Annotated in this window: 15 protein-coding genes; 13 read left to right on the forward strand and 2 right to left on the reverse strand. The window is 62.5% G+C overall.

Going from position 1 to position 21,155, the window contains the following annotated elements:
- Positions 1 to 41 precede the first annotated feature (41 nt).
- From gshA to gshB, 4 genes are all read left to right on the forward strand, one after another.
- Entirely contained in the window at positions 42 to 1,337 is a 1,296-nt protein-coding gene (gene gshA, locus PHS32_RS03745; RefSeq protein WP_301077482.1) for a glutamate--cysteine ligase, read from the forward strand.
- A gap of 72 nt (positions 1,338 to 1,409) precedes the next feature.
- Positions 1,410 to 3,278: a potassium transporter Kup gene (locus PHS32_RS03750; RefSeq protein ID WP_301077483.1), complete on the forward strand. Its 1,869-nt coding sequence runs from the start codon at positions 1,410 to 1,412 to the stop codon at positions 3,276 to 3,278.
- Positions 3,279 to 3,400: 122 nt separating this feature from the next.
- On the forward strand, positions 3,401 to 3,964 hold the full coding sequence (locus PHS32_RS03755) for a GNAT family N-acetyltransferase (protein WP_301077484.1): 564 nt from the start codon (positions 3,401 to 3,403) through the stop codon (positions 3,962 to 3,964).
- A 95-nt stretch (positions 3,965 to 4,059) separates the two neighbouring features.
- Positions 4,060 to 5,007, forward strand: coding sequence for a glutathione synthase (gene gshB, locus PHS32_RS03760; protein WP_301077485.1), 948 nt, complete (start codon positions 4,060 to 4,062; stop codon positions 5,005 to 5,007).
- Here the strand turns inward: gshB and PHS32_RS03765 are convergent.
- Positions 4,997 to 5,827 (reverse strand): class II glutamine amidotransferase, encoded by an 831-nt coding sequence (locus PHS32_RS03765; protein WP_301077486.1) that lies wholly within the window; start codon positions 5,825 to 5,827, stop codon positions 4,997 to 4,999. The genes gshB and PHS32_RS03765 overlap by 11 nt on opposite strands.
- Before the next feature lie 53 nt (positions 5,828 to 5,880).
- The gene (locus PHS32_RS03770) at positions 5,881 to 7,356 is read right to left on the reverse strand and encodes an MFS transporter (protein WP_301077487.1); all 1,476 of its coding nucleotides are present in this window, start codon (positions 7,354 to 7,356) and stop codon (positions 5,881 to 5,883) included.
- A 354-nt stretch (positions 7,357 to 7,710) separates the two neighbouring features.
- Between PHS32_RS03770 and PHS32_RS03775 the strand changes: the two genes are divergently transcribed.
- From PHS32_RS03775 to PHS32_RS03815, 9 genes are all read left to right on the forward strand, one after another.
- The gene (locus tag PHS32_RS03775; RefSeq protein WP_301077488.1) at positions 7,711 to 9,912 is read left to right on the forward strand and encodes a PAS domain S-box protein; all 2,202 of its coding nucleotides are present in this window, start codon (positions 7,711 to 7,713) and stop codon (positions 9,910 to 9,912) included.
- A complete protein-coding gene (locus PHS32_RS03780) occupies positions 9,905 to 11,767 on the forward strand; it encodes a PAS domain S-box protein (protein WP_301077489.1) in 1,863 nt (620 codons plus the stop codon). Before PHS32_RS03775 ends, PHS32_RS03780 begins: the two co-directional genes overlap by 8 nt.
- Positions 11,764 to 13,107 (forward strand): ATP-binding protein, encoded by a 1,344-nt coding sequence (locus PHS32_RS03785; protein ID WP_301077490.1) that lies wholly within the window; start codon positions 11,764 to 11,766, stop codon positions 13,105 to 13,107. The genes PHS32_RS03780 and PHS32_RS03785 overlap by 4 nt, the downstream gene beginning before the upstream one ends.
- 2 nt (positions 13,108 to 13,109) lie before the next feature.
- A complete protein-coding gene (locus PHS32_RS03790) occupies positions 13,110 to 14,198 on the forward strand; it encodes an ATP-binding protein (RefSeq protein ID WP_301077492.1) in 1,089 nt (362 codons plus the stop codon).
- Positions 14,195 to 14,941 carry a response regulator gene (locus PHS32_RS03795; RefSeq protein ID WP_301077494.1) on the forward strand — a complete coding sequence of 249 codons (747 nt, stop codon included), beginning with the start codon at positions 14,195 to 14,197 and terminating at the stop codon, positions 14,939 to 14,941. Before PHS32_RS03790 ends, PHS32_RS03795 begins: the two co-directional genes overlap by 4 nt.
- Positions 14,942 to 14,953: 12 nt before the next feature.
- Positions 14,954 to 16,168, forward strand: a complete 1,215-nt coding sequence (locus PHS32_RS03800; RefSeq protein ID WP_301077495.1) for a diguanylate cyclase — start codon at positions 14,954 to 14,956, stop codon at positions 16,166 to 16,168.
- Between the two features lie 76 nt (positions 16,169 to 16,244).
- On the forward strand, positions 16,245 to 17,156 hold the full coding sequence (locus PHS32_RS03805) for a phosphate/phosphite/phosphonate ABC transporter substrate-binding protein (RefSeq protein ID WP_301077496.1): 912 nt from the start codon (positions 16,245 to 16,247) through the stop codon (positions 17,154 to 17,156).
- The gene (locus PHS32_RS03810) at positions 17,153 to 20,707 is read left to right on the forward strand and encodes a PAS domain S-box protein (RefSeq protein WP_301077497.1); all 3,555 of its coding nucleotides are present in this window, start codon (positions 17,153 to 17,155) and stop codon (positions 20,705 to 20,707) included. Before PHS32_RS03805 ends, PHS32_RS03810 begins: the two co-directional genes overlap by 4 nt.
- Positions 20,700 to 21,155 carry a response regulator gene (locus tag PHS32_RS03815; RefSeq protein WP_301077498.1) on the forward strand — a complete coding sequence of 152 codons (456 nt, stop codon included), beginning with the start codon at positions 20,700 to 20,702 and terminating at the stop codon, positions 21,153 to 21,155. Before PHS32_RS03810 ends, PHS32_RS03815 begins: the two co-directional genes overlap by 8 nt.

Raw genomic sequence — 21,155 nt, forward strand, 5'->3', positions numbered from 1 at the left:
GGATTGCGAATTCCGCCCGCAATGACAGTTAAACTAGCGCCATGGTTCCACATCTCGTCACCGCGCTCACGGGCCCCATCAACGAACTTGAGCAGCGCGTCCTCGATTCCATGCCCGCCATCGAACGCTGGTTTCGTCTGGAATGGATGGAGCACACGCCGCCGTTTTACAGCTCGGTGGAGGTGCGCAATGCCGGCTTCAAGCTGGCTCCGGTGGATACCAGTTTGTTTCCCGATGGCTGGAACCATCTGTCCCCTGAAATGTTGCCCCTGGCGGTGCAGGCGGCGATGGCCGCGATCGAGAAAATCTGCCCGGAAGCACGCAATTTGCTGCTGATTCCGGAAAATCGTTCGACCCCCACGTCTTACCTTGCCAGCCTGGCGCAATTGCGGCGCATCTTCCACATGGCCGGATTGAACGTGCGGCTCGGTTCGATCGACCCGGCGCTCAAGAAAACCACCACCTTTGAGTTGCCCGGCGGCGAGAGCGTCACGCTGGAGCCGGTCATCCGCGGCAAACGCCGGCTCGGGGTCAAGGACTTTGATCCGTGCACCATTTTGCTGAACAACGATTTGAGTGCCGGCGTGCCGGGTATTCTGGAAGACATTCACGAGCAATACCTGCTGCCGCCCTTGCATGGCGGCTGGCCGACGCGGCGCAAGAGCAAGCATGCCAAGTGTTATGAAGAAGTGGCCAAGCGCATGGGCAAGCTGTTGGGGGTCGACCCCTGGCTGATCAACCCGCTGTTCGACCGCGGTGCACGGATCAACCCGAGCAACGGCGCGGGTCTGGAACAGCTGAGCAGCCAGGTCGATGGCCTGCTCGCCAAAATTCGCCGCAAGTACAAGGAATACGGCATCAAGGAGAAACCCTTTGTCGTGCTCAAGAGCGACAATGCGGCGCACGGCTTGGGACCTGTAATGATGCGCGACGCCAAAGAACTGGAAGCCTTGAGTGGCAGCTTGAAAAATCAGGCCACCGGTAGCCAGGCCGGCGGACCGGCCGACGGCATTCTGATCCAGGAAGGCGTTTTGACCCGGGAGCGGCTGAACGACGCGCTGGCCGAGCCGCTGGTTTTCATGATGGACCGCTATGTGGTGGGCGGCTTTTATCGCATCCATGCGCCGGGTGGTGACGCTGACAATCCGGCGCCGACGGGGGCCAGCTTTGTGCCGCTGGCGTTCGAGCAAAGCACCCATTTGCCGCAGCCCGGCAGCAAGCCCGGCGCCAGTGTGCCGAATCGTTTTTACATGTACGGTGTGGTGGCGCGTCTGGCGATGCTGGCCGCCAGTTATGAGCTCGAAGCGACCGATCCGGATGCCGAGAACTATGAGTGAGCCCGGCGCGGGCGCAAATTGGCGCACCCAGAGAAAATGGAATCCCGCTGAGAAGCAAGACCGGGTGAACTAGTGGCAGTCTCCAAATCGTCTCTCTCAGCGCTCACGCTGGGTGCCATCGGTGTTGTTTACGGCGACATCGGAACCAGTGTCCTGTACGCGGTGAAAGAGGTGTTTGGCTCCGGTCACGTGCCGTTCACCGCCGACAATGTGTATGGGATTTTGTCGATCTTCTTCTGGACCCTGACGATTATCGTGTCGGTCAAGTACGTGATACTGGTGCTGCGCGCCGACAACAATGGCGAGGGCGGCCTGGTCGCGATGCTGGCGCTGGCCTCCCAGTCGGTCAAGGACAAGCCCAGGCTGCGGCGCCTGCTGCTGCTGGTGGGTATCTTCGGCACCTGCCTGTTTTATGGCGATGGCGTCATCACGCCGGCGATTTCCGTGCTGTCCGCGGTGGAGGGTCTGGAGGTGATATCGCCGACCTTCAAACAGTACGTGATTCCGCTCACCCTGGTCATCCTGTTTGGTTTGTTCGGGGTGCAAAAGCGCGGTACCAGCGGCATCGGCAAATTTTTCGGGCCGATCACCCTGGCCTGGTTCGCCTGCATCTCGGTGCTGGGGGTCTCGCACATTGTCGACAACCCGCAGATCCTGTGGGCCGTCAGCCCGCACTTTGCGCTGGGTTTCATCTGGCACAACCCGAAGATCTCTTTCATCGTTCTGGGCGCCGTGGTGCTGTGCGTCACCGGGGCCGAAGCGCTCTACGCCGACATGGGCCACTTCGGCAAGAAGCCGATTCGGGTCGCCTGGTTTTCGATTGTCATGCCGGCGCTGACCCTGAATTACTTTGGCCAGGGCGCGCTGCTGCTACAGAACCCGGCAGCGGTGAAAAACCCGTTTTTCATGATGGCGCCGGATTGGGCCCTGATGCCGCTGGTGGGCCTTGCCACCATGGCCACCGTGATTGCCTCGCAGGCCTTGATTTCCGGCGCCTTCTCGGTCACCAAGCAAGTGATCCAGCTGGGCTATCTGCCGCGGCTGCAGATTCTGCACACCAGCGTCAAGGAAACCGGTCAGATCTATTTGCCGCTGGTCAACTGGGGCTTGTTCACGGCCATCGTGATGGCGGTGGTGATGTTCAAGTCGTCCAGCAATCTGGCGGCGGCCTACGGCATTGCGGTCTGTACCGACATGCTGATCACCACCATCCTGACCTTCTATGTGATCCGTTACAGCTGGAAATATCCCTTGCTGTTGTGCGTGGCCGCGACCGGTTTCTTTCTCATCGTCGATCTGGCGTTTTGGGCCTCCAACCTGCTCAAACTGTTTGATGGCGGCTGGTTCCCGCTGCTGATCGGGGGTGCCATCTTCACCCTCATGCTGACCTGGAAGGACGGCCGGCGTTTGCTCAACGACAAGCTGCGCGCCGATGCGATTGATTTGAGCAGTTTTCTGGAAGCCGTGTTTGTCAGTCCACCGCAACGGGTCGACGGCACCGCGGTGTTCCTGACGGCCGAGCCGGGCACGGTGCCCAATGCGCTGCTGCACAACCTTAAGCACAACAAGGTGCTACACCGCAACAACCTGTTCGTCACGGTGCGCAACCACGAAGTGCCGCGGATCGGGCTGGACAAACGGCTGGAGATCGAGTCGCTGGGCCACAACTGCTGGCAGGTGATCGTGAACTACGGCTTCAAGGGCGACCCGGATCTGCCCAAGGCGCTGCAACTGATCAAGGGCCGCGGCTGCGAACTCGACCCGATGACCACCAGCTACTTCCTGTCGCGCGACATCGTGGTCCCGACCATCGGCGGCGGCATGGCGCAGTGGCGCGAGAAGCTGTTCTCGCAGATGCACCACAATGCCAGCGCGGCCGCCGAGTTCCTGAATCTGCCCAATAACGCCGTCGTTGAGCTGGGCTCCAAAATAGAAATATAGAACCTTGTGGGACAGACCAAGGCTACAGGAGCGAAGCGAGTGAGCTTGCTCTGTCCTCAACGCGAAACGGGATGTCGGAGGTCCACCTTGTGGGACAGACCAAGGCTACAGGAGCGAAGCGAGTGAGCTTGCTCTGTCCTCCACCTTGCATCGAGACGCCGCGCTGCGTGCTGACCCTGCTCTGCCCCGACAACGTCGCCCTGCTGAGCGACTACCGGGAGAAGAACCGCAGCCATCTGGCACCTTGGGAGCCCGCCGCGGACCCGCGGGTTTCACTGGCCGAGGCTTGCCGGCAGGCAGCGCGCAGGTCCTGGCAAGGCTATGCGGAAGGTTCGGCGCTGCAATTCGTCGCCGTCAGCCGCGCCTCGCAGCGCATGGTGGCGGGCTGCAACTTCACCAACATCGTGCGCGGTCCGCTACAGGCTTGCCATCTGGGCTATTCGGTGGACCAGGAACTGCAGGGCCAGGGCCTGATGCGGGAGGTTGCCGAGGCCGCCATTCGCCATATGTTCGACAGCGTGGGCCTGCACCGCATCATGGCCAACCACATGCCCGCCAACCGCCGCAGCGAGAACCTGCTGCGCGCTCTGGGATTCGAGCGCGAAGGCTACGCCCGCACCTATTTGAAAATTGCCGGGAAGTGGGAAGACATGGTGCTCAATGCACTGGTCAACCCCAGGGCGTAGCCCTCTTTGCGCCGGCTCCGGCGGCGGCACGCCGTTTGTGTCACAGTAGGGGTGTTGACGCAAAATACCCTGCTATCGAGCCCCGCAAGTACACCATGAACCTTCTTTTTATTGCCGATCCGCTGGACTCCTTCAAGATCTACAAGGACACCACTTTTTCCATGATGCGCGAGGCGCAAAGGCGCGGCCATGGCGTGGCCGCCTGCGAGCCGCAGGATGTGCTGTGGCAGCGCGGCGCCCTGGTCACCGCGCATGTGCGCGACATCGCTCTGACCGGTCAGCCAGATGCCTGGTTCGAAGTCCGGCAGACGCGCGCCGTGGCGCTGAAGGAATTCGACGCCATCATCATGCGCAAGGACCCGCCGTTCGACAGCGAATATTTCTACGCCACGCACCTGCTGGCGCAGGCCGAACGCGAAGGCGCGCGGGTCTTCAACAAGCCCGGCGCGCTGCGCGACCACCCGGAAAAACTCGCCATCATGGAGTTCCCGCAGTTCATCGGTCCGACCCTGGTGACGCGCGACGAGGCCGACATCAAGCGCTTCCACGCCCAGCACGGCGACATCATCCTCAAACCCCTGGACGGCATGGGTGGCATGGGCATCTTCCGCGTCGGGCCGGATGGCTTGAACCTGGGCTCCATCACCGAGACCCTGAACCGGCACGGCGCGCAGAGCCTGATGGTGCAGAAGTTCCTGCCCGAGATCGTGGACGGCGACAAGCGCGTGCTGGTGATCGGCGGCCAGCCGGTGCCTTACTGCCTAGCCCGCATCCCGCAAGGCAGCGAAGTGCGCGGCAACCTGGCGGCCGGCGGCAAGGGCGTGGCCCGAGCATTGAGCGCGCGCGACCGCTTGATTGCCGAGTCGCTGGGTCCGATTCTCAATGCGCGCGGGCTGCTGCTGGTGGGGCTGGACGTGATAGGCGACTGCCTGACCGAGATCAACGTCACCAGCCCAACCTGCTTCCAGGAGATTTTCGATCAGACCGGCTTTGACGTGGCGGCCATGTTCGTGGACGCCGTCGAGCAAGCCCTCAAGCGCTGACGGGCGCCGGCGCGCCGCTGCAGCAGCGGCATTTGGCGATCGCGCCGTCGACAAAAGCATGCAGTTCGCCGGTCTTCATGGCGACCCAGTTTTCGTTGGTGGTCAGCGGTTCGGTCACCACGATCGCCAGCCGGTCTTCCGGGCCGTTCAGATCGGCCAGGTCGACACTGACGTCGTCGTCCTTCAGATGCACTTGCGTGAACGGGTGCTGGCGCAGCACGTAATGCAATTGCGTGCTGGCATGCGCCCACAAGGCCTGGCCGTTGCTGAGCAAAAAGTTGAAAGTGCCGTGCTTGGCGATTTGCGGCACCAGCTCGGCCAGGGTGCAGGTCAGCTCCTCGACACTGGGCACGCCGGCATGCGACTTGGCCAGTTCCTGAAGCAGCCAGCAAAACGCCAGCTCGCTGTCGGTATTGCCGACCGGCCGGAAACTGCCGTGCAGCGCGGGCTTGTAGTCTTTCAGATCGCCGTTGTGGGCGAAAACCCAGTAGCGGCCCCACAGCTCGCGCACAAAAGGATGGCAGTTTTCCAGTGTCACGGCGCCCACCGTGGCCTTGCGCACATGGGCCACCACGTTGTGGCTCTTGATCGGGTAAGTGCGCAGCATGTTGGCGATGGGCGAGGTGGCGGCACCTTCCTTGTCGACGAAATAGCGCACCCCCTTGCCAACCTGCCCCGGCGTCGTCGCCTCGCTCTCGAAGAAGGCGATGCCCCAGCCGTCGGCATGGTGGCCGGTACAGCCGCCACGCTGCGAAAATCCGGTAAAACTCAGCGTCAGACTGGCGGGCAAGAGGCTGTTCATTCCAAGCAATTGGCACATGCCGCAATTTTACCGTGGGGTGCTGGCCCCCCATGGCCGGTTGCGGCGCGAACTCAGGCCGGCTTCAGTCGCGGCCCCGGACGCAGACGCCAGGCCGCCAGCAGCGCCAGCGCACACAAAAGCGCCAGCAGGTAAAAAGTTTCATTGAAAGCGGCCAGCCGTGCCGGGTTGCTGGCGCGGCTGGCCAGCGACTCGCCATGGCTGGCCAGTCGCCACTCCAGCACAATGCCGCAGGCACTGACCCCCATCGCCCCCCCTAGCGTGCGCAGGAAATTGATGACGCTGGAGCCCTGCGGCAGCAGGTCTTTGTCCAGGCCGCGCAGGGCGCCCGAGTTGAGCGAGGGCAGGATGAAGCCCAGCCCCATGCGGCCCAGCATGGCCCACGCGCCCAATACCCACAGGCTGCCGCCCAGGCCCACGCTGCCCATCAGGACGAACGATGCCGCCAGCAAGACCAGGCCGGTGCTGACCAGCAGGTGCGTCGGTTGCCGGTCCGCCAGATGCCCGGCCAGGGGAATGGTGAGCGCCAGCACCAGTCCGGCGGGCAGCAAAACAGTGCCCACATGCGAGGCCGAAAAAGCCAGCCCCAACTGCATGTAAACCGGCAGCAGGTAGGTCGAACCGAACAATGCCATGCCGTAGATGAAGGCCACGATGCTGCCCATGGCAAACGCGCGATGCTCAAACAGGGCCAGCTTCATCAGCGGCGCGGCAGCGCCGGCTGCCCCATTGCGACCGAGCCGTCGCTGCCAGCCGACAAAACCCATCAGCGTGGCCACGCCGCCGGCCAGCAACAGCAGGGCCGGCGCTGCCGGGCCGCGGCGCAACTGCACCAGCCCATTGAGCAGGCCCACCGTGCCGGCGCCGGCCAGCAGCAAGCCGCGCCAATCCAGTTTGCCGCCCGCGCGCTGGGCGCCCGGTTTTCCAGCGGGCATGGTCGGGACGAAGCGCTGCGCCAGCCACAGCGAGGCCAGACAAAAGGGCAGCACCATGAAGAAGATGGAACGCCAGCCAAACCAGTCGACCAGCAGTCCGCCGATGCTGGGCCCGATGGCCGGCGCCAGCACCACGCCCATGCCGAAAATGCCGCCGGCGCGGCCCTGCTCATGCGGCTGGAAAGCCCGCACAATGATGATGACCGGAATCGGTTGCACCACGCCGGCGGCCAGTCCCTCGGCCACCCGCGCCGCCAGCACCAGCGAAAAATCGTTAGCCAAGCCACCAACGATGCTGCCCGCCAGCAGCAGCCACATGGTGCCGGCGTAAGTGCGCCGATAGCCGTAGCGCGCCAGCAGCCAGGGCGTGGTCAGCATCGACACCGTCATGGCGATCATGAAGCCGGAGGCGACCCATTGGGCGCGTTCCTGCCCCAGTCCAAAGTGACGGCTCATGTCGGGCACCGCCACGTTGACGATGGTCGACGACATGATGGCCGCCATGGTGCCCACCATCACCGCCAGCAGCAACAGCCAGCGGTAACGCTCGCCGTAGTGGGCTTGCAGTTCGGTCAAGGTGGCAGGGTGCGTCAAGGGTTTCCTCGGGACCGGTGGCGAAAAATTTCAGGCCGGGTGGGGCTATGTTACCGGGGCTGCAACCGGTTTGGGTTGGACGGCCCGGCCTGCTTCAGACCGGCATGGGTGGCGCACCAATTTGACCGGATGCCACTGGCGCCGAAATCCGCTATTTCCGGGAAGACCTTGCGCATGATCAACATGGTGGCGGGCAGCAGCGTGTGTACTGCTGTCAGCTGTGTTGTCGGCTGCGGTGCGTGGCGGAGCGCCGCCAATGGAGTCGATTGGCCGGGCGCGGGTGCAGCGCAAAGTCAGTGGGCGACGCCAGCGCTGCGTCTGGCTGCCGGGCCAGGGTTTGGTAGGAGAAACGGCATGAATCATCTGCGGACATGGTTTGCCACGGCTTGGCAGCGCCTGATCGCGGTGCAGGCGCGCGACGAAGAAGAGGCGCGCCTGGGACGCCTGTTCAATACCATGATGGTGATCAGCCTCGGCATCGTGGTCTCGCTTTCGATCGACTTTTTGCTGCTGCAACCGCTGGGCCTGGTCGGCGCAAGTCTGAGCTGGACCGCAGCCGCTTTTCCCCTGGCCTTCATCCCGCTCTCGGTCTTCTGTCTGGTCCAGGCGCGGCGCGGCCACATCCGGTCAATGATCCTGCTTTATGTCTGGGTCAACCTGCTGGCCATTGGCGCGGCAGTCTGGCTGTTCGAAGGTGTTTACTCGCCGGCCTGGGTGCTGTTTATCTGGACCGTCACGGTGGCCGGGATTCTGTTGACACCGGCCTCCTCGCTTTGGATCACCGGCGGCGTGCTGGCGTACTTTGTGCTGTTGTGGTGCCTGACCAAGGCCCATTTTTACACGCCGCCTCTGACCTTCGGGTTGGCGGGGCGCGAGTTTGTCAACATGTCGGTCCTGTTGATCATGCTGGTGTCCACCGTCGGTCTGCTGACCTACCTGAACATGCGCAGCTTGCGCCAGGCGCTGGGGAATCTGCGGACCGAGATTGCCGGACGCAAGCGGACCGAGGAATCTCTGCGCCAAAGCGAGGAACGCTTCCGCGGCATTTTTGAACACGTCAACGACATCATCTACACGGTCGAGGCCGACGGCACGTTTTCTTCCATCAGTCCGTCCTGCGAACGAATGCTGGGCTGGCAGCCTGACGAATGGACAGGACACCCTTTTGCGCAGATCGTTCACCCGGACGATCTGCCGCGCATGCAGGAGTTGTTTCAGCGGGTGCATGCGGGAAGGGCACTGCCGGTTTTTGAAGTCCGAATCTTGACCAAGGCCGGTGGCTATCTGGCGTCCGAGATCGCGGCGACCCCTATTCATCGCGACCACGCCATCGTCATTCTGGGGGTGGTACGCGATATCACCGAGCGCAGGCAAGCCGAGGCGGCGCGGCAAGTCAACGAGTTGCGGCTGCAGTTGGCCATTCGATGCGGCCACCTGGGCGTATGGGATCTGGACCTGATAGATCACACCGCTTACCGGTCGCTGGAACACGACCGCATCTTCGGTTACCAATCGCTGTTGCCGCAGTGGACCTTGGAGATGTTCCTGGAGCACGTTGTTCCCGAGGAACGCATCGAGGTGAGTCGCCTCTTCAACCAGGCCGTGGCGAACCAGAGTGACTGGAATTTCGAGTGCCGCATACGCCGCATCGATGGCGAGGTGCGCTGGATATTGGCCAACGGCAGCCACCAACGCGACCCCACTGGCTTGACGCGGCGCATGATTGGAATCGTGCAGGACATTACCGAGCGCAAGCAGGCGGAAGATCAAATCCGGCAACTGAACGAAGAACTCGATGCCAAGGTGAAGCAGCGCACCCAGCAATTGCTGCAGGCGCAGGACGAGTTGCTGCGCAAGGAAAAACTGGCGGTGCTGGGCCAGGTGGCGGGCAGCGTCGGACACGAGTTGCGCAACCCGCTGGGCGTGATGAGCAATGCCGTCTATTTTCTCCAGACCGTGCTGACCGGTGCGGATGATAGCGTCAAGGAATACCTGAACATCATCCGCAGCGAGATCGCCGATTCCGAGCGCATCGTCTCGGACCTGCTGGACTCCGTGCGCACCAAGCCGCCGCAACCGGAGACGGTGGGCGTCGTCGAAATGATAGAGCAAACTCTGGGCAAACTCACGCTGCCGTCCTCGGTCACCGTGACACTGGATATTCCGGAGAAGCTGGCGCCCTTGCGGGTGGACGCCATGCAAATCCAGCAGGTGTTGCGCAACCTGATCGGCAACGCCCTGGAAGCCATGCCGCAGGGCGGCACGCTGGAGCTGGGCGCCACCGAGAACCGGCCGGCCGGCAGCGTTGCCATCAGCGTGCGTGACAGCGGCACTGGCATGACACCGGAAGTCCTGGCCAAGCTGTTCCAGCCCCTGTTCACCACCAAGGCGCGCGGCATCGGGCTCGGGCTGGTGGTGGTGAAGAACCTGGTGCAGGCCAACGGCGGCAGCGTGCAGGTGGCAAGCGTTGCCGGCAAGGGCAGCCTGTTCACCGTCACATTGCCAAGCGACAGCGCCGGGCCGGCGGCGACAGCGGAAGGAGCCGTTCATGCCTGAAAAAGCGACCTCGCGCAGCAGCACGGTCAGGCGGGTGTACCTGATCGTTGCCCTGTTCGTGGCGCTTATCTTTGGCCTGGTCTGGCTGGTTCAGATCCAGATGGATACCTTGAGCGCCATACGCGCCTTTGTCGGTGGCGAAGGGCTGTGGGCCAAGGCCCAAAAAGAGGCTATGCACAGTTTGGAGCATTACGCGGTCTCGCACGACGAGGCCCAATACCAGGCCTACCAGCAGCTGATCCAGGTGCCGCTGGGCGACCGGCGGGCGCGCATCGAACTGCAAAAGGCAAATCCGGATAGCGCCATCACCATGCAGGGCTTTGTCCAGGGGCGCAACCATCCGGACGACCACGACGCGGCGGTCCGGCTCTTTCGTCGCTTCCAGCATGGCGCGGCCCTGTCCCATGTGGTCGAGCACTGGACCACGGGCGACCGCTTGATTGCGGAATTGAACCAGGTGGCCGAGGCTTTGCACGAAGAGATTGCCTCCGGGCGCAAGCAGCCGGAAGCGATCCGCTCTTACCTCGGCCGGCTGGATGACATCAATCGGCGGGTGACCCTGGAAGAGGACCAATTTTCCTCGGCCCTGGGAGAAGCCTCGCGCTGGGTGAAGGATTTTTCCCGCAATCTCACCTATGTCATCGCACTCCTGTTCGTGACACTGGGTGTTGGCGTGTCATGGTCGATCATCACCCGCATACGCGCCACCGAGACCGCTCTGTCTGGAAGCGAGGAACGGCTGCGCAGCATCTTCGAGCATGTCGACGACACCATTTACCTGGTCGCGCTGGACGGAACCTTCATCTCTCTGAGTCCTTCGTTCGAGCGGCTGACCGGCTGGCAGCCCCGGGAGTGGGTCGGAAAACCTTTCGTGCAGATCATTCACCCGGACGACTTGCCGCGCGCCCTGGAAGTCTTCCAGAAGGCTCTTGCCGGCCGGCCGACGCCGGCTTTCGAACTGCGCGTTGCCAGGAAATCCGGGGGCTATTTCCATTCCGAGCTGAGCATCGTGCCGGTCACCCCCGGCGGTGAAACGGCCGCCATCGGGATTGCGCGCGACATCACCCAGCGCAAATTGGTGGAAGAAAAAATCCAGCGGCTCAACGAGGAGTTGGAAGCCAAGGTTCAGCAGCGCACCAGGCAACTGCTGGAGGCGCAGGAAGAACTGGTGCGCAAGGAGAAACTGGCGGTGCTGGGGCAAGTGGCAGGCAGCGTTGGGCACGAGTTGCGCAATCCGCTGGGTGTGATGAGCAACGCGGTTTTCTTTTTGCAAACCGTGCTGGCCGATGCGGACGACAGCACCAGGGAGTATCTGAGCATCATCAAGGAAGAGATCGCCAGTTCCGAGCGCATCGTCTCCGACCTGCTGGATGCGGTGCGCACCAAGCCAGCGCAACCGGAGCTTGTGGCGGTGTCGGAATTGCTGGCGCAAACCCTGCACAAACTGGTGGTACCTGCCTCTGTCAGCGTCAAACTGGACATCCCCGCGGCACTGCCCCCACTGCGGGCCGATCCCATGCAAATCCAGCAGGTGTTGCGCAACCTGATTGGCAACGCCCTGGAAGCCATGCCGGATGGCGGCACACTGGAGCTGGGCGCCGCCGAGAACCGGCCGGCCGGCAGCGTTGCCATCAGCGTGCGTGACAGCGGCACTGGCATGACACCGGAAGTCCTGGCCAAGCTGTTCCAGCCCCTCTTCACGACCAAGGCGCGCGGCATCGGGCTGGGGCTGGTGGTGGTGAAGAACCTGGTGCAGGCCAACGGCGGCAGCGTGCAGGTGGCAAGCGTTGCCGGCAAGGGCAGCCTGTTTACCGTCACGCTGCCGAGTGCCAGGTCGGAGGGGGAAATAGCATGAACAAGCCGGGGTCATGGCTTGCATCGGTGTGGGAGCGCCTGATCGCGGTACAGGCGCGCGACGAGGAAGAGGCGCGCCTGGGGCGTCTGTTCAACACCTTGATGGTGATCAGCATCTGGATCGTCGTCGCGCTTTCCATCGTCTTCCTGCTGATGCAGCCGCTGGGCTTTCTCACCTTGCGGCTGAGCTGGACGGCGGCGGCTTTTCCTTTTGTCATGTTTGCTTTTTCCGTATTCTGTCTGGTCCAGGCCCGGCGCGGCCATGTCCGGCCGATGATTCTTCTCTACGTTTGGGTCAACCTGATCGGCATCAGCGCCGCCGCCTGGGTATTCGACGGCTTGGTGTCCCCGGCCTGGGTGCTCTTTTTCTGGACCGTCACCATTGCCGGCATCCTGCTGACACCGGCCACAGCCCTGTGGATGACGGGCGGGGTGCTGGCCAGCTATCTGCTGATGCTGCTGCTGTCCCGCGCCGGTCTTTACACGCCGCCGCTGGTTCCCGGGGCGGCCGGACGCGAGTACGTCCACATGTCGCTGGTGCTGATCATGCTGGTCTTCACCGTCGGCATTCTGACCTACCTGAACATGCGCAGCCTGCAGCAGGCCTTGAGCAACCTGAGGGAGCGCTCCAGGCAGTTGCTGGAGGCGCAGGAGGAACTGCTGCGCAAGGAAAAACTGGCGGTGCTGGGGCAGGTGGCCGGCAGCGTGGGGCATGAGTTGCGCAACCCGCTGGGCGTCATGAGCAATGCGGTGTACTTTCTGCAAACCGTGCTGTCGGATGCGGACCCGACCACGCGGGAATATCTGGACATCATCAAGAGCGAGATCGCCAGTTCCGAGCGCATTGTCTCCGACCTGCTGGACTCCGTGCGCACCAAACCGCCACAGCCCGAAACCGTGGGCTTGGCGGAATTGCTGGGGCAGACCTTGCGCAAATGCAGCCTGCCTCCGTCCGTCAGCGTCAAGCTCGACATCCCGGCCGCACTACCCCCCTTGCGGGTGGACCCCGTGCAAATCCAGCAGGTCTTGCGCAACCTGATCAGCAACGGCGTGGAAGCCATGCCGGACGGCGGCGGGCTGGAAATCCGTGCGCTTGAAAACAAGCCCGAGGGCACGGTTGCCATCAGCGTGCGCGACAGCGGCAGCGGCATGGCACCGCAGGTGTTGGCCAAGCTGTTCCAGCCGCTGTTTACCACCAAGGCGCGCGGCATCGGGCTCGGTCTGGTGGTGGTGAAGAACCTGACCCAGGCCAACGGCGGCAGCGTGCAGGTGGCAAGCGTTGCCGGCCGGGGCAGTGTCTTTACCGTCACGCTGCCGGTGCTGATTGAAAAGGGGAAATGACCATGTTTAAAAAGTTGAGTCACTTGGCGCAACCGGCGTTGCCATGGACCGTGCACCAGCTGCTCAAGCTGGCCCTGCCGCGAGTCGCTACCTTGTTCGTCATGTTGGCGGTGCTGGTTTCCGTGCTGCTGGTGACGATCATCGACTTGTTGTGGGATGGCCGCTTGAATGCCGAACTGCAGTTTGCCGGCGTCCTGGTTCCTTTTCTGGATAGCCTGCTGATCGTTGGTTTGCTGGTGGCCTTGCTGGGCGAGCTGCGTGAGGAAGTGAAACGGCGCAAGAGGGTGGAGGATGAGATTCGCAGCTTGAACTGGAAACTGGAGGCAAAAGTTCAGCAACGCACGCAGCAACTGCTGGCGGCGCAGGAAGAGCTGGTGAACAAGGAGAAGCTGGCGCTGCTGGGCCAGGTGGCCGACACGGTGGGGCACGAGCTGCGCAACCCGCTGGGCGTGATGAACAACGCGGTCTACTTTCTCCAGACGATGCTGGCCGATGCGGATGAAACCACTCGGGAATATCTGGGCATCATCAAGGACGAGATTGGGGCTGCCGAGCGCATCGTCTCCGACCTGCTGGACGCCGTGCGCAGCAAGCCACCGCGGCCGGACACGGTGGCGCTGGCCGGCTTGTTGCAGCAGGCCTTGCGCAAGTGCAAGGTTCCTTCCAGCATCAGCGTGCGCCTGGACATCGCGGCCACGATTCCCCCCATTCGGGTTGATCCGCTGCAAATGCACCAGGTGTTCTGGAACCTGATTACCAACAGCGTGGAGGCGATGCCGCAGGGCGGCGTGCTGGAAATTGGGGCGTCCGAGGACCCGCTGGCGAAATGCGTGACCGTCAGCTTCAAGGACAGCGGCAGCGGCATTGCGCCGCAGCATCTGGGGCAACTGTTTGTGCCGCTGTTCACCACCAAGGCGCGCCGGGTTGGGCTCGGGCTGGTGGTGGTGAAGAACCTGACGCAGGCCAACGGTGGCCACGTCGAGGTGCAAAGCGCGCCAGGCCAGGGCAGCACATTTTCCGTCACGCTGCCCAGTGCCGGTCAAGCGGTGCGGGGTGATTCTTCTCAACAATCAGTCGGGAGTGAAAAATGAAAATTCTGGTGGTGGACGACGACCGGCGCATCGTCAAGACGACTTGCGACATTCTGACAATCAAGGGCCATGAAGCCGTCGCTGCCTACTCGGGCGAGGAGGGCGTGGCGATGGTCCGCGGCGATGCGCCGGATTGCGTGCTGATGGACATCAAGATGACCGGTATCACCGGTGTCGAGGCACTCAGGCAGATGAAGCAGATCGCTCCGGCGCTGCCGGTGGTGCTGGTCAGCGCCTACGCCACCGACGAACTGATGGAGCAGGCGAAGGGGGCTGGCGCCTATGCCGTCCTGAGCAAGCCGCTCAACTTCCCGCTGATCCTTTCCTTTCTTTCCCTGTTGCGTCAGGAGGAGAGCATTCTGGTGGTGGACGACGACCCTGAATTCTGCAGGACACTGAAGGACGTTCTGAGCCTGAAAGGGTTCCATGTCGAAACGGAAACCGAGGCGCAGCGTGTGATGGGGCATCTGGAGAGTAACTACAAGCTGGCGGTGATTCTGCTGGACCTCAAGCTGGGGGCGGTGAACGGCATCGACGTGCTGAAGGACATCCAGGCCAAGTACCCCGGCAAGCCGGTGGTGCTGGTGACCGGTTACCGCGAGGAAATGGCCAGTTCGATCGAGAAGGCGCGCCAGATCGGCGCCTACACCTGCCTTTACAAACCGCTGGAAATGGACGCCTTGTTTCAGGTGATCGAGGAGATCCGGATCAAGAAGCTGAAAAACGCGCTGATCTCGACTTAACCGGAGCAAACCGTGAAAACCAAGAAAAACATCCTGGTGGTGGACGACGACCCCAATCTCAGAAAGACGCTGGCCGACATCTTGCGCGTCAAGGGTTATGAGACGGTGGTCGCCGGCACCGGCGCCGAGGCCATCGCGGCGGCGCAACGAGAGGTGTTCGGTCTGGCGTTGATCGACCTGATGCTGCCGGACATGTCCGGCCTGGAAGTGATGGCGCACATCAAGACCCTCGCGCCGCTCACCGAGGCCATCATCCTGACCGGGCATGCCTCCATGGACAGCGCCATCAAGGCCACCGGACAGGGAGCCTTTGCCTACCTGCTCAAACCCTACCAGATGGATGAATTGCTGCAGAAGATCGGGCATGCGGTGGAACGCAAGCAGGCGCGCGAGGAGATCCTGCGGCTGGCGTCTTTCCCGCGCTTGCTGCCCAGCCCGGTGATCGAACTTGACGCCGCCGGTCAGGTGACTTATCTCAATCCGGCGGCCGAGCGACTGTTTCCCGAGTTGAGCGCGCACGGCCAGTCGCATCCCCTGCTGCGGGACCTGGGGCCGCTGCTGGCCACTTTGTGGCAGGGCCAGCAGCCGGGCGAGACCGCCCGCGAGGTCAAGGTTGGAGAAGCGACTTACGAGCTGCGCATTTCCTACGTGCCGGAGGTGGACCTGGTGCGCATCTACGTTCTGGACATCACCCAGCGCAAGCAGGCCGAGGAAGAGATCTATCTGCTGGCCACCACCGACGGTCTGACCGGCATTGCCAACCGGCGGCAGTTCGCGACCATCATGGCGCGCGAAGTGGAACGCGCCAAAAGGTATGGCATACCGATGTCGGTGGTGATGTACGACATCGACTACTTCAAGCGTGTCAACGACAGCTTTGGCCACGATGTCGGCGACGTCGTGTTGCAGGCGCTCACCGGCCTGGTGAAGGAAAACATCCGCGCCAATGACGTGCCGGCGCGCTGGGGCGGTGAAGAATTCATGCTCTTCATGCCGCAATCTAACCTGGAGGCGGCGCGCGATGCGGCGGAGAAGTTGCGGCTGGCCATCGCCGCGCACCAGTTCCACAAGTGCGGCCAGTTGACGGTCAGTTTCGGAGTTGCCACGCTGGAGCCGCAGGACGATCTCAATTCGCTGCTCAAGCGCGTCGACGACGCGCTTTACCAGGCCAAGGCGCTGGGTCGCAACCGGGTTGAAGTCCTGACCGGGGAGATGACGTCAAAGTGAAAACCCATGCCGGGCGGCTCCTTGGCTGGCGTCGGCGCGGTGTACCATTTGTCGAGCCAATTACGGATTGGGTGAAATGATGAAGAACCTGCTGCTTGGATTCATGGCGCTGCTGCTGGTCGCCTGCGGCCAGAACGAGGGGGGCAAAACGGCCGGGCCACAATTTGCCGCGCAGGCGCCAGTGGCCAGCCGGGAATATGTTTTCGCCATCCACCCGCTGCACAATCCGGTGCGCTTGTTCGAGATCTACCAGCCGGTGATCGATCACCTCAACCGCAATATCCCCGGCACCACGTTCAAGCTGGAGGCCTCGCGCAATTACGAGGAGTTCGACAAGAAACTGTACACGCGCCAATTCGACTTCGCCCTGCCCAATCCCTATCAGACGCTGAATTCGCTGGAGCACGGCTACCACGTCATCGCCAAGATGGGGGACGACTACAAGTTCACCGGCGTGATCCTGGTCCGGCGCGACAGCGGCATTCAGAAACTGGCCGACCTGAAGGGCAAAAAAGTCTCGTACCCGGCCCGCACCGCCCTGGCCGCCACGCTGATGCCGCAATACTATCTTCACACCCACGGCCTGGATGTGAACCGCGACATCGAGAACCTGTATGTCGGCTCGCAGGAGTCGTCCATCATGAACGTCTACCTGGGTCAGGTGGCGGCCGGTGTGACCTGGCCGTTGCCCTGGGAGGCGTTTCAGAAAGAGCATCCCGAGATGGCGCGCGAGCTGGAACTCAAATGGGAAACCGAGCCCATGCTCAACAACGGCGTGGTGGCCCGGGACGATGTGCCGGCGCCGCTGGCCGAGCGGGTGGCGCAACTGCTGGATACTTTGCATACCACGGCCGAGGGCAGGGCCATGCTGGCGCGCATGCCGCTGTCGCGCTTCGAGCTTGCCGACGATCGGCGTTACCGCGTGATAGCGGACTTTCTGCGCCAGTTCAGCCAGACCGTGTACCCCCTGGAAGAGGCGAAAAAATGAAACTGCTTGTTCCCGGCATTACCGCACGAGGATCCTTCAAACGGCAGATCATCCTGGCCTTTGTGGTCGGTTTCTTCTTGCTGATCAGTGCTTTTTCGATTCACCTGGTGAGCACGGAAAAGGAAAGTCTGTACCGTGACAGCAGCGAGGCCACGACCGGCCTGGCGCAATCGCTGGCGGTCAGTTCCCTATCCTGGGTGTTGGCCAACGATGTGGTGGGGTTGCAGGAGGTGGTGCGCTCTTTTCAGGGTTACCCCGGCTTGCGCTATGCCATGGTCATTTCACCCACCGGCCGGGTGCTGGCGCACAGCGACGCGGCGAAGGTCGGGCAGTTCGTCGCGGACCCGCAAAGCCTGGCCCTGCTCAAGGGGCCGCCGGGGAAACGGATCGTGACGGACGATGCCACCATGGCTGACGTTGCGCTGCCCATCAGCGTCGAGGGTCGGGCGGTCGGCTGGGCCCGGGTTGCCGTGGGCCGGGAAAAAATTTCCGGCGATTTGAACCAAATGATGTGGCGCAATGCGCTGTTCGTTCTGTCGGCCACCCTCCTGTCGCTGCTGGCTGCCCTTTTGATCGCGCATCGTCTGGGATCCCGCATCGGCGTCCTGGTGAAGGTGGCGGAGGAAGTGCGCTCCGGCAATATGGCGATGCGCGTCGGGATTCCGGCTGGTGCGGATGAAATCACGCTGCTGGCCGATAACCTCAACCAGATGCTCAATGCGCTGGCGCGCAACGAAGAACGCTTGCGGGCGGCCTCGCTCTATACCCGCAGCCTGATCGAAGCCAGCCTGGACCCGTTGGTGACCATCAGTGCCGAAGGGAAAATAACCGACGTCAATCAGGCCACCGAGAACGTCACCGGCCGGAGCCGTTCGGAACTGATAGGGACCGACTTCTGCGACTACTTCACCGCGCCGGAGCAGGCGCGAGAGAGCTATCGGCAGGTGTTCCAGAGAGGATCGGTGGCCGATTACCCACTGGCCCTGCGGCATCGCGACGGTCACATCACCGATGTGTTGTACAACGCCAGCGTCTACCAAGGCGAGAAGGGCGAGGTGTTGGGCGTGTTCGCCGCCGCGCGCGACATCACCGAACAAAAGAGGGCGCAAGGGGCACGTTCGCGGCTTGCCGCCATCGTCGAATCGTCCAGCGATGCGATCATCGGCAAGACGCTGGACGGTGTCATCACCAGCTGGAACAAGGGTGCGGAAAAGATCTATGGCTATCGCGCCGACGAAATCATCGGCAAGCCCATCACCATGCTGGCGCCGCCTTCGCTGCATGCCGAGGTCGACGCTCTGCTGGAAAAAGTGCGCCAGGGTGAAGCAGTGGTCAACCACGAGACCGAGAGAGTGCGCAAGGATGGAACGCGTTTTCATGTCGCGTTGACGCTGTCTCCGATCCGGGACGACGCCGGCCACATCGGCGGGATTTCCACCATTGCCAGGGATATCACCGAGCGCAAGCTGGACGAGGCGGCGCTGCACCGGCTGAACCGCGAACTGCGCGCCATCAGCAGTTGCAACCAGACTCTGATGCGGGCCGAGGACGAGGCGACGCTACTCAAGGAAATCTGCGATATTGTTTGCGACGAGGCCGGTTACCGCATGGCCTGGGTGGGCTATGCCGAAATCGACGCGGCCAAGTCGGTGCGCGCGGTTGCTTGGGCCGGCGTCGAGGAGGGCTATCTGGCACAGGCCGGCATCACCTGGGCCGACACGGATCGGGGGCGTGGACCCGCCGGCAGCACCATCCGCAGCGGGCGCAGTACCTGCCTGCAGGATTTCGGTACCGACCCCAGGGGCGCCCCTTGGCACGATGGCGCCTTGCAGCGCGGTTATCGTTCCTGCATCTCGCTCCCACTCAAGGACGAGAGCCAAAATACCTTTGGCGTTTTCACCATCTACTCATCGGAGCTCGGTGCCTTCACGCGGCGTGAAGTGCGGCTGTTGGAAGAACTGGCCGGCGATCTGGCATTTGGCATTGCGGTTCTGCGCACACGCAACGAGCGCCAGCGGGTGGAAGCGGTATTGCGCAAAAGCGAGAAGGATTTGAAGGATGCCCAGCGTGTCGCCCACACCGGCAGTTGGGATTGGGACGCAAAGACCGACAGCATCACCTGGTCAGAAGAGTATTACCGTATTTACGGATTCGATCCGGCACAGCCTGCGCCAGGATACGAGGCGCATTTGAAGGCCTACACGCCGGAGAGCGCGGCGCGACTGGATGCGGCCGTCAAGAGAAACATGGAAACCGGGGAGCCGTACCAGCTCGATCTGGAGCTGGTTCGTCCTGCAGGAGAGAGCCGCTGGATCACAGCCCGCAGTGAAACCAGGCGCGACGCACAAGGGCAAGTGATCGGCTTGCGCGGGACGGCACAGGACATCACCGAGCGCAAGCAGGCAGAGGAGCAGTTGCGCCGCAGCGAGCACCGTCTGGCAGAGGCGCAGCGCATGGCCCACCTGGGTAACTGGGAGCTTGATTTGGCAAGCAATGTGCTGACCTGGTCGGACGAGATTTACCGCATCTTCGAAATCGATCCGGAAAAGTTCGGTGCCTCCTACGACGCTTTCCTGAACGGGATTCATCCGGATGACCGCGAGTTGGTGAACCAGGCCTATACCGATTCGGTCAATAACAAGAAGCCCTACGACATCGTGCACCGGCTGCTGATGAAGGACGGGCGCGTGAAGTACGTCAACGAGAAGTGCGAGACCTATTACGGCGCGGATGGAAAGCCCTTGCGCTCGGTCGGCGCGGTGCACGATATCACCGCGCAGAAGGTCGCCGACATCGCGCTCTCCGCGCTGAAGGACGACCTGGAGCACCGGGTCAGGCTGCGCACGGCCGAACTGGAAGCCGCCAACAAGGAGCTGGAAGCCTTTTCCTATTCCGTCTCGCATGACTTGCGCACGCCTTTGCGCGCCATCGACGGCTTCTCGCGCATCCTGCTGGACGACTACACCGACAAGCTCGACGACGAGGGCAAAAGACTGCTCAAGGTGGTGCGGGACAACACCAGCCGGATGGGGCAATTGATTGACGACATCCTGAAGTTCTCGCGCGCCGGGCGGTTGGAGATAAGCTATGCCGAGATTGACATGGCGAGGCTGGCGCGCGAGGTTTTTGAGGAACTCCGGCCCGACGTCACGCCCGACAAGCTGCAACTCGAAATTGGGCCCATCCGGCCAGCCACGGGAGACCCCGCCATGATGCGCCAGGTATGGGCCAACCTGCTGTCCAACGCCATCAAGTTCAGTCGCCCCAAGGAAGCGGCCCGGATCAGGGTCGGCAGTTTCGTCGAGGGCGATGAAACGGTCTATTTTGTCGAGGACAATGGCGTCGGTTTCGACATGCGCTACGCCGACAAGCTGTTCGGCGTGTTCCAGCGTTTGCACGGCGTGGACGAGTTTGAGGGCACCGGCATCGGCCTGGCAATTGTCAAGCGCATCGCCACCCGCCACGGTGGGCGGGTCTGGGCTGAAGGCAAGGTCGACCAGGGTGCGACGATTTATTTCGCTTTACCGAACAAGGAGAAGGAACATGGCTGAAGCGCTGAAAGAAGTGGAAGTGCTGCTGGTGGAAGACAACCCGACCGATGCCGAGCTTTGCATCCGGGCGCTGAAAAAAAGCAATCTCGCCAACAAGCTGGTCTGGGTCAAGGACGGTGCCGAGGCACTCGATTTCATTTTTGCCAAGGGCGCTTATTCCGAGCGCACCGGGATGACCGTGCCCAAGGTCATCCTGCTGGACTTGCGTCTGCCCAAGGTCGACGGCATGGAAGTGCTGCGCCAGATCAAGGCCGATCCGCGCACCCGGACCATTCCGGTGGTGGTGCTGACCTCTTCCAAGGAGGACCGGGATGTGGCGCAGAGTTACCAGTTGGGCGTCAACAGCTTCATCAGCAAGCCGGTGGAGTTCGATGAGTTTGCCAAGACCGTGTCCGAGCTGGGGCTTTACTGGCTGCTGATGAACCACCCACCGGTGGCGGCAAAGTAG

The organism is Rhodoferax sp., assembly GCF_028714215.1.
Taxonomy (GTDB): domain Bacteria; phylum Pseudomonadota; class Gammaproteobacteria; order Burkholderiales; family Burkholderiaceae_C; genus Rhodoferax.

What these genes read in the sequence shown, in the direction of transcription:
- gshA (WP_301077482.1), top strand. Translation starts at nt 42, where the DNA reads ATGGTTCCACATCTCGTCACCGCGCTCACGGGCCCCATCAACGAACTT.
- gshB (WP_301077485.1), top strand. Translation starts at nt 4,060, where the DNA reads ATGAACCTTCTTTTTATTGCCGATCCGCTGGACTCCTTCAAGATCTAC.
- PHS32_RS03765 (WP_301077486.1), bottom strand. Translation starts at nt 5,827, where the DNA reads ATGTGCCAATTGCTTGGAATGAACAGCCTCTTGCCCGCCAGTCTGACG.
- PHS32_RS03775 (WP_301077488.1), top strand. Translation starts at nt 7,711, where the DNA reads ATGAATCATCTGCGGACATGGTTTGCCACGGCTTGGCAGCGCCTGATC.
- PHS32_RS03780 (WP_301077489.1), top strand. Translation starts at nt 9,905, where the DNA reads ATGCCTGAAAAAGCGACCTCGCGCAGCAGCACGGTCAGGCGGGTGTAC.
- PHS32_RS03785 (WP_301077490.1), top strand. Translation starts at nt 11,764, where the DNA reads ATGAACAAGCCGGGGTCATGGCTTGCATCGGTGTGGGAGCGCCTGATC.
- PHS32_RS03790 (WP_301077492.1), top strand. Translation starts at nt 13,110, where the DNA reads ATGTTTAAAAAGTTGAGTCACTTGGCGCAACCGGCGTTGCCATGGACC.
- PHS32_RS03795 (WP_301077494.1), top strand. Translation starts at nt 14,195, where the DNA reads ATGAAAATTCTGGTGGTGGACGACGACCGGCGCATCGTCAAGACGACT.
- PHS32_RS03805 (WP_301077496.1), top strand. Translation starts at nt 16,245, where the DNA reads ATGATGAAGAACCTGCTGCTTGGATTCATGGCGCTGCTGCTGGTCGCC.
- PHS32_RS03810 (WP_301077497.1), top strand. Translation starts at nt 17,153, where the DNA reads ATGAAACTGCTTGTTCCCGGCATTACCGCACGAGGATCCTTCAAACGG.
- PHS32_RS03815 (WP_301077498.1), top strand. Translation starts at nt 20,700, where the DNA reads ATGGCTGAAGCGCTGAAAGAAGTGGAAGTGCTGCTGGTGGAAGACAAC.